12 protein-coding genes are annotated in these 14,691 nt (G+C 65.0%); 4 read left to right on the forward strand and 8 right to left on the reverse strand.

From position 1 onward, the window contains the following. Positions 1-7: 7 nt before the first annotated feature. Complete coding sequence (locus AAHM40_RS18490; protein WP_342245934.1) at positions 8-1,237, reverse strand: acyl-CoA dehydrogenase family protein; 1,230 nt, start codon at positions 1,235-1,237, stop codon at positions 8-10. Next, a complete protein-coding gene (locus AAHM40_RS18495; protein ID WP_342245935.1) occupies positions 1,234-2,193 on the reverse strand; it encodes an aliphatic sulfonate ABC transporter substrate-binding protein in 960 nt (319 codons plus the stop codon). Before AAHM40_RS18495 ends, AAHM40_RS18490 begins: the two co-directional genes overlap by 4 nt. A 515-nt stretch (positions 2,194-2,708) precedes the next feature. Between AAHM40_RS18495 and AAHM40_RS18500 the strand changes: the two genes are divergently transcribed. The 3 genes from AAHM40_RS18500 (at position 2,709) to AAHM40_RS18510 (ending at position 6,721) form a co-directional block, all read left to right on the forward strand. Further along, on the forward strand, positions 2,709-3,347 hold the full coding sequence (locus AAHM40_RS18500) for a peroxiredoxin (protein ID WP_342245936.1): 639 nt from the start codon (positions 2,709-2,711) through the stop codon (positions 3,345-3,347). Between the two features lie 9 nt (positions 3,348-3,356). After that, a complete protein-coding gene (ssuE, locus tag AAHM40_RS18505) occupies positions 3,357-3,950 on the forward strand; it encodes an NADPH-dependent FMN reductase (RefSeq protein WP_342245937.1) in 594 nt (197 codons plus the stop codon). Positions 3,951-4,753: 803 nt separating this feature from the next. Further along, complete coding sequence (locus tag AAHM40_RS18510) at positions 4,754-6,721, forward strand: alkyl/aryl-sulfatase (protein ID WP_342245938.1); 1,968 nt, start codon at positions 4,754-4,756, stop codon at positions 6,719-6,721. Between the two features lie 118 nt (positions 6,722-6,839). Here the strand turns inward: AAHM40_RS18510 and AAHM40_RS18515 are convergent, their stop codons facing one another. From AAHM40_RS18515 to AAHM40_RS18530, 4 genes are read right to left on the reverse strand one after another with little or no spacing between them, the layout of a single operon-like run. Further along, a complete protein-coding gene (locus AAHM40_RS18515) occupies positions 6,840-7,238 on the reverse strand; it encodes a DUF202 domain-containing protein (RefSeq protein WP_342245939.1) in 399 nt (132 codons plus the stop codon). Between the two features lies 1 nt (position 7,239). Next, on the reverse strand, positions 7,240-7,614 hold the full coding sequence (locus AAHM40_RS18520; protein WP_342245940.1) for a YidH family protein: 375 nt from the start codon (positions 7,612-7,614) through the stop codon (positions 7,240-7,242). 60 nt (positions 7,615-7,674) lie between these two features. Beyond that, positions 7,675-9,045, reverse strand: a complete 1,371-nt coding sequence (locus tag AAHM40_RS18525) for a DUF1329 domain-containing protein (RefSeq protein WP_342245941.1) — start codon at positions 9,043-9,045, stop codon at positions 7,675-7,677. Between the two features lie 12 nt (positions 9,046-9,057). Then, the gene (locus AAHM40_RS18530; protein ID WP_342245972.1) at positions 9,058-10,908 is read right to left on the reverse strand and encodes a DUF1302 domain-containing protein; all 1,851 of its coding nucleotides are present in this window, start codon (positions 10,906-10,908) and stop codon (positions 9,058-9,060) included. Positions 10,909-11,215: 307 nt separating this feature from the next. Here AAHM40_RS18530 and AAHM40_RS18535 point away from each other — a divergent pair, with 307 nt between their 5' ends. Further along, positions 11,216-12,187: a LysR family transcriptional regulator gene (locus AAHM40_RS18535; protein WP_342245942.1), complete on the forward strand. Its 972-nt coding sequence runs from the start codon at positions 11,216-11,218 to the stop codon at positions 12,185-12,187. On the opposite strand, the gene AAHM40_RS18540 is transcribed toward AAHM40_RS18535, so the two are convergent. Continuing rightward, positions 12,151-13,449 (reverse strand): MFS transporter, encoded by a 1,299-nt coding sequence (locus tag AAHM40_RS18540; protein ID WP_342245943.1) that lies wholly within the window; start codon positions 13,447-13,449, stop codon positions 12,151-12,153. The two genes, AAHM40_RS18535 and AAHM40_RS18540, sit on opposite strands and share 37 nt — an antisense overlap. Positions 13,450-13,519: 70 nt before the next feature. Continuing rightward, entirely contained in the window at positions 13,520-14,683 is a 1,164-nt protein-coding gene (locus AAHM40_RS18545; RefSeq protein ID WP_342245944.1) for an acyl-CoA dehydrogenase family protein, read from the reverse strand. Positions 14,684-14,691: the final 8 nt, after the last annotated feature.

The following is a 14,691-nucleotide window of genomic DNA, read 5'->3' on the forward strand; positions in this document are numbered from 1 at the left end:
CGCGGTTTCAACCGTACAGCGACGGTATCGGCCCCTGGCCGCTGAGCAACCAGTGGCCGAGGTCCCGCACCTTGTAGTCGATGGGGTCGTGCAGGCTGTGTACCCGCACATTGCGCCAGAAGCGGTCGAAGCCGAAGCGCGCGCTGGTGGCGCGGGCGCCCATGGCATCAAAGACTTGGCTGGTGATGTCCAGCGCGGCGCGCACCGCCACAACCTTCGCCTCGCTGATCGCCAGCGCCACTTCGGTGCGTTCTGCGGCAGTCAGCGCCGGTTTTTCCCAAGCGACCTGCAGGCGTTGAGCCGCCTGCTCGGCCAGCGGCAGGGCGCTGCGGTAGCGCAGCCATAGCTCGCCGTAGCGTTGCTGGATGAAGGGGTCGTCGCTCGCCTGGGCGACCCCCGAGGCCGGCCAGGGGCGGCTCTGGTCGCGGCTGTAGCGCAGCGCGGCGTCCAGCGCGCCTTGGGCATTACCCAAGTAGATCTGGGTGAGGATCAACTGCGACAGGCAGGCGCGCAGGGTAGTGCGTGGGCTGGGGCCGACCGGACCGAGCAGTTCACTGCTGTCGACGAACACCTGCTCGAACTGCACCGTGCCGCTATCGGTCTGGCGCTGGCCGAAACCGTCCCAGTCCTGGTTAATGGCCAGTCCCTCGCGTTGGCTGGGCAGGACGATGAATACCCGGTCCTCGGGGTTCCTGCTCCGTGGTGCGCTGATCACCAGGGCGTCGGCGCCCAGTGCCCCCGAGCAGAACGACTTGCTGCCATTGAGTTCGAAATGTTCCTCGCGCGGACTGAGAGTCAGGCCGGTATCGCGACCGTTGGTGGCGTTGCCCCAGAACCAGCGCTCCTGCACCGTGCTGGTCAGCCAGTGGCGTTGCTGCTCCGGATTTCCGAACAGCAGAATGGTCGCGACCTGCAGGTGCTGGAAGGCGAACAGGTGGGCCAGCGAGCTGTCCGCCGCCGCCAGGTAGCGCACGATGCGGTAGATCTCCGGCCAGGCCGCGCCTTGGCCGCCGTACTGGTGCGGCACCGCCAGGGTTAGTAGGTCGCTGTCGCGCAGCAGCTCGCGCTCGGCACGCGGGCTGCCACCGGCTCGGTCGCGTTCCACTGCTGTGGCGGCCAGGCGCCGGGCCAGGCGCTCCACCTTGGTCGTGCGGCTGCCGAACTCGCTGGGAAACAGGTGGGCGGTGAACAGAGGCTCGTCGTACAGGCTCGAATGCAGGTGGGCCTCGGCACTCATTTGGGGCTCCAGATGCTGACCTGGTTAGCATCAACCGACCTGGGCAGCAGGCCGGCACCGAAGAAGGTGTCGGCGATCTTCTGCTGCTCGATCAGGCTTTGCGGCTGTACCAGGCGCACCTGATAGCTGCGTTTGGCGTTGGCCCGCTCGACGATTGCAGGGTCGAGATTGCCCCACAGCGGGCCGAGCACTTCGGCTGCCTGGCGTGGATTGGCGCGCAGCCAGTCGCCGGTCCTGACCAGCTCGGCGAACACGGTCTGCAGAACCTGCGGATGGTTTTCGGCGAACCTGGCGCTGGTCAGATAGTAGCGCTGGTAATCGGCCAAGCCGTTGCCGTCGGCGAGGATGCGCGTCGGCAACTGCTGCTGGGCGCTGCTGAGGAAGGGCTCCCAGGTAACCCAGGCGTCCACCTTGCGGTTTTCGAACGCCGCGCGGCCGTCGGCCGGAGTCAGGTAGGCCGGTTCTATGTCGCTGAACTTCAGGCCGGCCTGTTCGAGCGCGGCGATTAGCAGGTAGTGCACACCGGCGGCCTTGGTCACGGCAACTTTCTTGCCCTTGAGATCGGCCAGGCTTTTTATCGGCGAATCCTCCCGCACGATGATCGCCTGAGCGCTGGGCGAGGGGGCTTCCTGGGCGAAATAGGCGAGGTCGGCGCCGGCGGCCTGGGCGAATACCGGCACGGTGTCGGCGACGTCGGCGGATAGGTCGATGTTACCGACGTTGAGGGCTTCCAGCAGCGGCTGGCCGTTGGGGAACTCGTGCCAACTGACCTGGATATCCTGCTCGGCCAGTGCCTTTTCCAGGCTGCCCTGGCTCTTCAGCAGGCTGATCAGGGTGGAGGACTTCTGGTAGCCGATGCGCAGCTGCTCGGCGGCCCCCACGATGGGGGCGGCAAGCAGACCGAGGGCGAGGGATGCGGCGATCAGCGAGGTGCGGGTAGAACGCGGTTTGGACATGACGGGCCTCGATGCGAACACGTGCCGGCCATGTAGGAAGGCGGATCACGCGTACTTCAAGTGTTGAACGAGAGGTCCGGTGATCCGGTTTGTAGAAGCTAGACGATCTAAAAAGCTGCTAATAAATAATTTTTAGGAATTAGCTTAGAGATAGGTCGTCGTTTTCTTTCATTCATGTTTTTGCTTGTCGAGCATCCCGTAGATTGTCCAGCAGCCGACTGTGAGCCACCGCTACACCCTGACGCTGTTGTAAGTAGGTTGGCGTTGAGCGCAGCAAAGCCCAGTGATGATCCGCGTGTTGGGCTTCGCGTAGCTCAGCCACAACCTGCAGCCCTTGGCGAATGAAGCACCCTGAAACCGCCGAGAGTGCCATTCCATGGGCCTTCCAGGCTTTTTCACGTCTGTGTTGTTATGTCTAAAGCGCATAAATAAATCATTATTTATTCTTTTTAATTTGAAGTGCGGCTACGCATAGTGGGCCCCACGGAACGACACCCAGACACAGGAGCCGCACCATGAGTATCCGCCTCGGCGACATCGCCCCCGACTTCGAACAGGACTCCAGCGAAGGCCGCATTCGCTTTCACGAATGGCTGGACGGTAGTTGGGGCGTGCTGTTTTCGCACCCCGCTGACTTCACGCCGGTGTGCACCACCGAACTCGGCTTCACCGCCAAGCTCAAGGATGAATTCACGGCCCGTGGCGTGAAGGCGATTGCCTTGTCGGTCGACCCGGTGGATTCCCATCACCGCTGGATCGATGACATCAACGACACCCAGGGCACCCTGGTGAATTTCCCGATCATCGCCGACGCCGACCGCAAGGTGTCCGACCTCTACGACCTGATCCACCCGAACGCCAACGACACCCTCACTGTGCGTTCACTGTTCATCATCGACCCGAACAAGAAGGTGCGCCTGATCATCACCTACCCGGCCAGCACCGGGCGCAATTTCAACGAGATCCTGCGGGTGATCGACTCCCTGCAACTGACCGACAACCACAAGGTCGCCACTCCGGCCAACTGGCAGGACGGCGACGACGTAGTGATCGTGCCCTCGCTCAAGGATGAGGACGAAATCCGCCAGCGCTTCCCGCGCGGCTACAAGGCAGTCCGGCCCTACCTGCGCCTGACCCCGCAACCCAACCGCTGAGGAGTGGTCATGCATCTTGTCTTGCTTTCCGGCAGCCCTTCGGCGCGATCCCGCACCGAAGTTGTGCTGGAGCATGTCCGCCAGCGCCTGCAGGCGCGGCAGATGGAAACCACGCTGCTGCGGGTACGCGACTTCCCCGCTGAGGACCTGCTGCACGCGCGCTTCGACAGCGCGGCCGTACAGCACCTGCAGACCGTGGTGGCCAGCGCTGACGGCCTGGTGGTCGGTACTCCGGTGTACAAGGCGTCACTCACCGGCGCGCTGAAGGTGATGTTGGACCTGTTGCCTGAGCGCGCATTGGAACACAAGGTGGTGCTGCCGCTGGCCACCGGCGGCAGCCTGGCGCACTTGCTGGCTGTGGACTACGCACTCAAACCAGTCCTGTCAGCGCTCAAGGCGCAGGAAATGCTGCCCGGCGTGTTCGCCGTGGACAAGCAGATCGCTTACCTCGAGGGCGAGCAGCCGGCGCGCCTGGACGTCGAGCTGCGCGAGCGCCTCGACGATTCTATTGAACAACTCCTCGCTACCTTGGCGCGCAGGCCTCGGCCGATCGACCCGAACCTGTTGAACAACCGGCTGGTGAACGCTGGCTGGAGTATTTGACCCATCCGTAACACCCCGCCTTACTCGCCCCTTAACAGCAGGCGGGCTCACACTCAATTTGCAGAGGGACGTCATCACGTTGCGCCGGAGTCCGGTTGCCCTGTTCAAGTAATCACGCCGTGTCCGGCCTCTCCTGGCAGGGGAGGCCGGCTGCTGAATGAACGCCCGTGCGTGCTCATGAGTCAGTGGCTCTTCCGGTGACGATACGAGTCAGCGAGCCGGCAGGATGTTGCTGAGTCTTTGGCAGTTTCCAGGGAGTGCTGAGCCCATTACCAATCAAGTCCCCCACAACGACCAGGTTCCGTCGATGCGCAGGCCATTGGGATGCGCGTCTCGTTGGCTTGAACGCTGCCAATAGTCTTTTCTCCAAGGATGTGATCGCGAGGTCGTCATCTTGGAGAGCCTTGTCCATGGAGAGTCTGCTGTTCGCTGCCGGCGCACCAACCCGCAAGACGCGCAAGGCTTTTCGCTCAGGCACGGGCACAAGCCGTCCAGCATAAAACTCAGTAGGCGTCGTCCATGCCGCCGTCGATGGCGATGCATTGTTCGCGCATCTGTTTGACCAGGCCCGCGCGGGCATCCGGCAGGTTGAGCAGGGCGACTTTGTGGTAGTTGTCCGGCGCGTGCTACTGAGGCGGGGTCGCCGCACGTCAGTGTCTCGGTCGCGCCTGGCCGTCGTTCACTATCGCAACCCGCTATGGCCGGCATGCGCCTCTGATATTGGCGTGGGTTGGCGGGCCTCCCTAGAGTCGCGGAGGGACCGCGTGTCCGTTCATACCAACAAGACCAGAACGAGCCTTTACATGCCCAGCTTCCGCCTCAGCGCCATCGCCCTGGCGCTTTTCCTGTCCGGCGGCGTCCATGCCGACCAGCCCGCTGCCGGCAAGCCTGCCACCGAGTTCACCCGCACCCTCAACCAGGACTGGCTCGAGCGCCTGCCGTTCGCCGACAAGGCTGATTTCGAGAATGCTCGCCGGGGGCTGCTCGAGCCCTTCAAGGGTGTCGTCGAAAATGCCGAAGGGCTGCCCGTGTGGAGCCGCAAGGCCTATGACTTCCTGGATGGTCGCGATGCCCCGGCCAGCGTCAACCCCAGCCTCTGGCGCATGGCGCAGTTGAACAACATCGCCGGTCTGTTCCAGGTACGCGAACGCGTTTACCAGGTGCGCGGGCTGGACCTGTCGAACATGACGATCATCGAAGGCGACAGCGGGCTGATCCTCATCGACCCGCTGATCAGTACCGAAACCGCCCGTGCCGGCCTGGAGATGTACTACCGGCATCGCCCGCGCAAACCGGTGGTGGCCGTGATCTACAGCCATTCTCACGTCGACCATTTCGGCGGTGTTCGCGGGGTGATCGAGGAGGCTGACGTAAAGGCTGGCAAGGTGCGGGTGATCGCGCCGGAGGGCTTTTACGAGCACGCTGTCAGCGAGAACGTGCTGGCCGGCCCGGCGATGATGCGCCGTGCCCAGTACATGTACGGTTCCCTGCTGCCACGGGGCGAGCGGGGCCAGGTGGATGCCGGCCTGGGCAAGAGCACGCCGAGCAATGCCACGGTGACGCTGATTCCCCCCACCGAGCTGATCGCCAAGCCCCTGGAGACGCACACCCTCGACGGGGTGGAGATCGAGTTCCAGCTCACCCCCGGCACTGAGGCGCCGGCGGAGATGAACCTCTATTTCCCGCAGTTCCGCACCCTTTGCATGGCCGAGAACGCCACCCATACCCAGCACAACGTGCTGACCCTGCGGGGCGCACTGGTACGTGACGCCAAGGTCTGGGCGCACTACCTGGACGATGCGCTGGTGCGCTACGGCGACAAGGCCGATGTGCTCTTCGCCCAGCACCACTGGCCCACCTGGGGAGGCGCCGAGATCCGTGACTATCTGGCGGACCAGCGTGACATGTACGCCTTCCTCGACAGCCAGACGCTGCGCCTGATCAACCAGGGCCTGACGCCCACCGAGATCGCCGCGCAACTGTCGTCGTTGCCGCCACGTCTGGCCAGCAAGTGGTACAGCCGCGACTACTACGGCTCCCTCAGCCACAACGTGCGTGCCGTCTACCAGCGCTACATGGGCTTCTACGACGGCAACCCGGCCAACCTCGACCCCTTGCCGCCGGAAAACGCCGGCAAGCGCTACGTCGAAGCCATGGGGGGTGCCGACGCGGTACTGGCCAGCGCGCGGAAGGCATTCGGGGCTGGGGAGTATCGCTGGGCCGCGCAGTTACTCAACCATCTGGTCTTCGCCGAGCCCGGCAACCAGGCGGCGCGGGACCTGCAGGCCGACACTCTGGAGCAGTTGGGCTACCAGAGCGAGAACGCCACCTGGCGCAACGTCTACCTGAGCGGTGCCCAGGAGCTGCGCCAGGGCGTGGCGCAGCCCCGTGGCCGCAACGGCGCGCCGGACATGGTCCGCGCCCTGACGCCGGGCATGTTCTTCGACTACCTGGCGGTGCGCATCGACGCCATGAAGGCCGCCGGGGAGGACCTGCGCATCAACTGGCGCTTCAGCGACCTGGGCGAGGATTACGCCCTGACCCTGCGCAACGGCGTGCTGACCTACCGCGAGGGCATGCGTCATGCCGAGGCGGAGGTGGACCTGACCATGACCAAGACGCTGCTGGACCGCATTGCCTTGAAGGAAACCGGCTTCCTCAAGGAAGCCACCGTGGGTGACATCGCGTTCGAGAGCGGGCGCGTCAAGTTGCTCAAGCTTCTCGGCGGTCTGGACGAGGCCAATCCGAATTTCAACCTGGTGGAGCCCTGATTCCACGCCAAGGCCCCGGTCGCGCAGTGTGGCTGCTGCGCGCCGGGGCCTTCTTGTGACAGCAGTTCAGGCCGGCGGTCACCTGCGCGACTTAGCGGGCTTCCAGGCCCGGCGAGGCTTACTGGCGAGGGGCAGGGGGTGTTGTGTTCCTGTGCGGGGTAGCCGGTGTGCCAGGGGACATCGTTGTCGTCTGCTCATGGTTGGCAGTGGGCTGCGCTGAGCGCCAGGCACCCTGAAGGGCCACCAGCGTCATCGCCACCAGGGCCAGGCTGGTACCGATAACCAGGAGCGGCCGCGCGCGACCGCATTCGTCCTGCAGCATGGCCAGGCTGATCCGGTAGCGCCCGCCCTGGCAGGTCCACAGTAGGCCGGCGGTTACCAGGGCGATCATCATCAGCAGGGGCGGCTGGCCCCGTAGCCCGAGGCAGGCGATCACCAGCAGGGACACTTGGGTGCGACGCCAGGCCAGCTCGGTGCGTTCGGCCTGCAGGCCCGGGTCGGTGGTGCGGGTGGTCATCTCAGCGGGGCCAGAACAGGCTGGCCAGGATCAGCGCCGCCAGGCAGCAGCCCAGGGCCAACAGCGGCACCAGCAGCGGCAGGGGCAGGGCGCGACCGTGACGCAGGGCCCGTTCCACGGCCAGCCAGCGCAGGCAGGCGCCGATGCTGACCAGCAGGCTCAGGGCCAGCAAGCAGAGCGTGATGGTCAATCGCAGCCAGGGCTCGAAAGCCTGGCCAGCGAAGGTTTCCACGGCGATGCCGCCGCCCATCAGGGCGAGCGCCGTGCGGACCCAGGCCAGGAAGGTGCGCTCGTTGGCCAGGGTGAAGCGTGGGTCGGGTTCGTCGCCGCCAAGCAGCGTGTCGCTGAGCGACTTTCGGGGGGATGGGGTGGGCATGGTGTTCCGGCCAGGCAGGGCCGCCATCGGCATGGCGCACGATGGCGGCAGGAGGGTCACTCAGCGCAATCCCTTGCTGCGCAGGGCACCGGGTGAGTAGTCGGAAGCGCTGGCCTGATAGCTGAAGTCGAAGGGATGGCGCTGTTCGCTGGTCAGGCCGGAGGCCAGGTAGCGGCCATTGTTCAGGTCGTAAGTGATTTCCATGGCGTTGACCGCCGACTGCCCGGTGAAGTGGTAGTAGCTGTGGGCCTCGCCGATGCGCCAGAGTTCGCCACGGTTGTCGTAATGATCGGCCTCGAGGATGGCCCAGGTGTCTTCGTCGATGAAGTAGTGGCGCTTGCTGTAGATGTGCCGCATGCCGGGCTTGAGCGTGGCAACCACCTCCCATACGCGGTGCAGCTCGTAGCGGGTGGCGTTGGGGTTGACGTGGCCGGGTTGCAGCAGGTTGTCGTAGTGCTGGTCGGGTGAGGCCAGTCGGTAGCTGTTGTAGGGCACGTAGAGGGTCTTCTTGCCTACCAGTTTCCAGTCATAGCGGTCCGGCGCACCGTTGAACATGTCTCGGCTATCGGCGGTACGCAGGCCTGCGGTGGTGGGGCCAGCCGTGTCATAGGCGATGCTGGGCGCACGCCGTACCCGCCGCTGTCCGGCGCTGTAGACCCAGGACAGGCGCGGCTCGGCCACTTGGTCGAGGGTTTCATGCACCAGCACCACCTCGCCCACCATGCGTGATGGGGCGGTAAGCAGGTGGCTGTAGTAGTAGAGGATGTTGCGCGCCTGGTCCGGTGCCATGCCCTTCACCGCGTCGCGGCGGGTGAAGTACTGCTGGGTCGTCATGATGGTGTAGGCGCCGTCCTTCTGGGGTGCCGCGCTGTCGGAGGTCAGGCTGAAGCTGGCGTTGCGATTGCGGGTCAGATGGTTCCAGAGCACCTCCAGTCCATTCTGCGGGATGGGGAAGGCGACCAGTCCGGAAAAACCTTCCACGCCGTTGCCGTCGTTCACCAGGCGGGCGCTGGTGGCATTGCGCGCAGCCGTTTCGCGGACAGCGTCAGGCACGGCCGCCGAGCGGTGGCTGGTATAGACCGGCAGGTGGAAGCTGTTCGGGTAACGCTTGAGCAGGGCGATCTGTCCGGGGCTCAATTGCTCCTGGTACTGGGTGTAGTTGCGCGCATCGATGGTGAACAGCGGTTGTTCACCGCCAAAGGGATCGGCCGGCGTGCCGTTGGCCGTCAGCGTTGGCTGGCCGGGTTGCGAACCGCCGTCCCAGGCCGGGATGCGGCCGTCGGCGCTGCCGGCGCGCTCGGCACCGATCGGGGTCAGGGGGCCTTGCAGCTTAGCTGCTTCTTCTGGCGAGACAGCGGCCAGAACCTGGCCGGACAGGAGGAGGGTGCAGAAGAGCGCGCCGCCACGCACCAGGTTTTGGGTGTTGTTCATGAGGGACTCCACTTAGAAATTGACGCCCAGGCTGATGGACAGGTAATCGCGGTCGCCACGGGTGCCGTAGTCGCCGTCGATGTAGTCGGTGTATGCCAGGCTGGCGCTGTAGGTGTTGTTGAGGGAGGCGTCGAGGCCGATGCTGATGGCCTTGGAGCCTTCACTGAAGGCCGAGCCTTCGCCGGGGCCGTTGCCGTCCACATCGTGCTGCCAGGAGAGGTTCGGACGCAGGTCGATACCGGCGATGGCGTTGGGGTAGCTCAGGTTGGTGCGTACCCGGTAACCCCAGGAGAAGTGCGTGAGAAAGCCCTGGTCGTTACAGTGCTCCGGCGTTTTCGAGATCCCCGCACAGGCGCCGCTGGCGAGGATGCCGCTGCCATAGGTGCCGCTGCGGCCATAGCGCGGCCCGAAGGTGCCTTCCAGGCCTCCGACCCAGGTGGCGCCCACTTCGCCCACCACCACCAGTTGATCGGCCCCCAGTACCTGGGCGAAAGAGTGGGTGGCGGTGACCTGCGCCTGGGTGACTTCCTTGCGCCGGTAGCCGTTGAACAGCGTGCTGTCCGCGTCGGGGCGGATGCCTTCGGCCACCAGGGGCGAGCGTGCGGCGTTGTTCAGCAGCGATTGGATGACGTCTGTGCCGTTGAGCTGGATCGGCATGTTCGGCCGGTAGCTGACCTCGCCCTGCAGCGCGGTACCGGTGCTGAGGTTGGTGGAGAACGACAGGCCATACAGGCGGATATCTTCCGGGTACTGGGCCAGGTAGTGGGAGGTACCCAGGCGCAGGGCGCCGGCCAGATTCTGGCCGTTGGCGCTGCGCAGGAACGCACCGCAGTTGGCCAGCGGCACGCCGAGGTTGGCACACAGCTGCGGGGCGAAGGTGGTGTTGGTGTAGTAGGGGCTGCTGATGGTGCCCATGTAGGGCAGGCGGCTGTGGTAGTTGGCGATATAGGCGCCGAACTCGGTGTCCAGGTCGGCGGCGAACCAGCGCAGGGACATCCCCCACTGGCCGCCGTTGCGGGCATCCGCATCGCCGGCACGGGGAATGCGGATGCCCTCATCGGTGAGGTTGACGCCGAACGGGGTAAGGCCGGCCACTGCCGCCGGGTTGCCGGTGAGCACGTTGCCCACGTCGAGGCCGTCGCAGCCATCGGCGAGGAAGTCGTTGCTGGAGAAGAAGGTGCCGCAGTTGTCCAGCTGGGTTTGTTCCCAATCCAGCTGGTAGAAGAAGTCCCCGGAGATCGCATCCGTCAGGTTCTGCGACAGGTAGAACATGTTGACCGGAACCAGGCCTTCCTTCACTTCCGAGCCCGGACGGCGTAACGCCGAAAGGTTGAAGGGGTTGACCACGTTCAGCCCACCCTGGATGAACGTGCTTTCGCCCCAGTTCACCACCTGCTTGCCCAGGCGCGCCGATCCCGGTTGATCGGCGATGGCGTAGTTGTAGTAGACGAAGGCGTCCAGCAACTCGGTGCCTGCGGTCTTCGCCGAACGCTTGCGGTTGTTGTCCTCGACATCCTTGAAGCGCTGGTCTTGGTCCCGCAGGACGTAGTCATACCAGTAGCTGCCTCGCAGGAAGACGCCGACGTCTCCGTGGCTCAACTGCAGATCATGGGTGCCTTTGAAGATGCCGGAGAAGGCATCGCCGGAGCGGAAATTGCGCCTGCCGTCGTCGCCGGTGGCGCTATTGAGCTGCTTCGGATCGGGGTTGGCGGTAGAGATGCTGGTGCCGATGGAGAGCGAGGAATCCAGCTGGCCATCGATCTCGCCGATCTGGAAATCGACTGCCAGTGCATGACTGACAAGGCAACTCAGGGGCAATAGGAGAAAAGGCGGACGAATAATGCCGCGCATATTGAATATCATCACTCATTATCCTCTTTGTTTTCGAGTGAGAACCAATTTTCAGGCGCAGGCACAACAAGTCAGGATTTAACCAGGCAATAGGAATACCGGCCGCTTGAGCGACAATTCGACACTATTCGGCAGAATTAATATCGAGGCGGAAAGTAAGTTCTGGTTGTCCGTTACTTATTGTTCTGCGTAATTAGATAAGGCTTTGGATACTCCCTTCGATCTGCTGTTTCAGCGATACTAGGGGCGCCCCGGAAACCCCACAAATAGTGTCTTCCGATAGTTGCCATATCACTTCGGCATAGCCAGCGAGACCCCTATGACCCTCAAGCAGCTCCGCTACCTGATCGCCATCGCCGAGGCAGGAAGCTTCTCCGCCGCCGCGCGCCGCTCCTTCATCGCGCAGCCGGCCCTGAGCCGGCAAATCGGCTTGCTGGAGAGCGAGTTGGAAATGCAGCTGCTGGAGCGCCAGCACGACGGCGTAGCCCTGACCGATGCGGGCCGGCGCCTCTACGAGGTGGCCCGTTCGGTGGTGCAGAAGCTGGACTCGGTGAAGGACGAGCTGACCTCGACCCGGGGCGACCCAAGGGGCCATGTGTCCATATCCATTCCCGCCACGGCTTCTGCGTTGCTTCTGCCGGAAATCATCTCGCGGGCGTCGGAGAAGTTCCCGAGCATCACCCTCACGGTGTGCGACGGCCTCACCCGCGAGGGCGGCCAGGCCATCGAGCTGGGCAAGGTGGACTTTGGCGTGGTGCCCAATGCCGAGGAGCTGGAGCACGTAGCCGCCGAGCCCATCTTCAGCGAAGACCTGTACTGGGTGGGGCCGGCCAGCGAGGCCGAGAAGAACACCCCCATCACCCTGGCTGAGGCGGCCGCCACGCGGCTGGTGGTGGCGCCGCGGGTCTTGCACCTGCGGCGACGCATCGAGCAGGCGGCGATGGAGGCGGGGGTGGTGCTCAACGTGGCCTACGAACAGCAGTCGGCGCCGGGGATTGCCAGCCTGGTCCGCAGTGGGCTGGCGGCGACCATCTGCAACTGGCCGCCGCTGGTGGAGCTGTTCGAACCGACGGGCGCGCGGATGGTGGTGGAACCGCGCATCACCCGCACCGTGTCCATCGCCCACTCGATCCACAAGCCGCTGTCCTTTGCCGCGTCCTGCATGCGGGACCTGGTGCGCACGATCCTGCTCGATGCGGTGCAGGAAGGCCGCTGGCGCGGCAGCCTGATCGAGCGCGTCGACGGGGAGGAGACTCAGGCCTTGGAGCAGAGCGCGGGCGAGTCGTCCTGAGCCAAGCGCTCGCGGGAGCGCTGCGGGTTCATGGTCACCAGGCCGATCAGGCCCGCCACGATCAGCACGCCGCCGCAAACCAGGAAGCCCTGGGCGTAGCCCTGCGGATGCCCGGCACCGGCGCCATGCACCAGCAGACCGGTGACCACCGGGGCCGAGAGCCCGGCTAGCGAGGCCACGGCGTTGCCAATGGCGAGGATGCCGCCGCGCTGGCTGCTGGGCGTGAACTCCGCCAGCATCGCCGGCCCCACCGAGTACATCACCAGTGCCAGGCCGCCGCTCAGGGTCAGGGTGATGATGCGCGTGGTGACCGAGAGCTCCTGAAGGATCAGGGACGCGGAGAACAGCCCGGCAACGATCAGGCAGCCCGAAACGAAGGCGCCACGGGCCAGGCGTGACGGCACGCCGCGATGCAGCAGGCGCTGGGACAGCCAGGCCATGAACAGGCTGAGCGGCGTGGTCACCACCACGAAGAGGACGAACATGCGGCCGGTGTTCAGCGGGTCGATGCCCAGGCCCACTTCCAGGTAGCTGGGCACCCAGGTCAGGGTCAGCGCCAGCGACCAGTTGGCGGCGAAATGGCAGGCGTAGTTGCCCAGCACACTGCTATCGGTCAGCAGGCGGCGGTAGGGCATGCGGTGGGTATCCGGGGTCACCTGGCCGGCACGCAGGTTGTCGAGGGTGCCTTCCCGGCCCAGCAGCAACCAGAGGGCGCACCAGACCAGGCCGATGGCTGCCAGCACGGCGAAGTTGGTGCGCCAGCCGTAGTGCAGGCTGATCCAGGGGATCATGGCGCCGGCCACCAGCAGGCCCATGGCGCTACCGGAGTGCAACAGCGCTACTGGCAGGCTGCGGCGGTCATCGGGAAACCACTTGTACAGGGCATGAGTCGCCACCGGAGAAGCCGGGCCTTCGCCCATGCCCAGCAGCACCCGGCAGGCGACGATCATCCAGAGGGAACTGGCGAACAGCATGGGCAGTTGGATCAGCGCCCAGAAAAGCCCCATGCCCAGCAACAGGGTTCGGGTAGGTCGGCGGTTGGCGAGAAAGCCGCCGACCACGGCAGACACGGCGAAGAGCCAATGCAGGGCGCCGCCGATCAGGCCGAATTCAGTGGGGGTCAGGTCCAGTTCCTGAGTCATGGGAACGGCAACCAGGCCGATCACCACCTTGTCGAGGAAGTTGACCAGCATCATGAAGGCCAGCAGGACCGCGATGGTCCAGGCACTGGCCGGGCGGAAGGCAGTGTTGTCTCGGTTCATGGGAATGCTCTTGTTGTCGTTATGGAAGACCCGTCCGGCTTCCCCGGCCGAACGGGCACTGCAGGGCGCGTCAACCGGGCATCAGGATGCCCTTGGCGATGGTGTTGCGCTGGATTTCACTGGTGCCGGTAAGGATGCGCATCATGCGGGTCGCGCGGAACAGCCACTCGACGGGATGGCCCGCAACAAGCCCCGAGCCGCCGTGGATCTGCACCGCACGGTCGGCGATGCGGAAGGCGGTTTCCGAGGCGTATAGCTTGCACATGGACGCCTCGACCTTGATATCGCCGCCGGCATCGTTGCTGAGGGCGGTGGCGAACATCATGCTGCGTGCCGCGTGGAGCTCGGTGGCCATGTCGGCGAGCATATGGCTGATGGACTGGAACAGCGCGATGGGCTGGCCGAACTGCTTGCGGGCGCGGGCGTGGTCCATGGACAGGTTCAGGGCCAGGCCGGCCATGCCGAGCATGGTGGGGCAGTGCAGCAGACGGTTCAACGTGATGCGCCCCATGGCCAGCTTGAAGCCGGCGCCTTCGTCACCGAGGCGGTTCTCCACGGGGACGCGGACGTTTTCAAGGTGGATGTTGCCGTGGGCGCCGCCGCCGGACATCACCGAGTAGTCGCTGTCCACCCGAACCCCCTCGGCAGTGAGGTCGACGAAGAATGCCGAAATGCCCTGGGGGCCGCGCCCTGGCTCGGTTACCGCCAGCAGCACGGCGATGTCGGCGTAGGAGGCGCCGGAGATGTAACGCTTGGCGCCGTTGAGGACGTAATGGTCACCTTCGCGGCGGGCCTCGGTGCGCAGGGCGGTGGCGTCGGAACCGGCTTCCGCCTCGGTCAGCGCGAAGCACACGGCCTTTTCCGCCCGGCACACCGGCTTCAGGAAGGCGTCCACCTGGAAGTCGCTGGCGACCCGGAACAGGTGACCGATGCGGGGTGGCCCGGAGAGTTCGCCCAGCACGTGCGGGGCGAGGGGCGAGCCGGTCAGCACGGCTGCCTCCTTCACTGCACAGAGCTCGGCAATACTGAGTCCGGCACCGCCCAGGTTTTCCGGTAGCAGGGCGTTGTAGAAGCCCAGCTCGCAGGAGCGCGTCCAGATATCCCGCAGCAGGGGCCGGGCCACCGGTTGGCCCCAGGTGATACCTTCCCGCTGCACCAGCGGGTCGAGCTCGTCGCGGACGAATGTGTTGATGCCGTCGATGACGCGGCTGGCCTTTTCGCTTGGTTTGAGCATCTGCCTGT

Origin of the sequence: Pseudomonas sp. OTU5201 (genome assembly GCF_038440135.1) — a bacterium.
GTDB lineage: Bacteria > Pseudomonadota > Gammaproteobacteria > Pseudomonadales > Pseudomonadaceae > Metapseudomonas > Metapseudomonas resinovorans.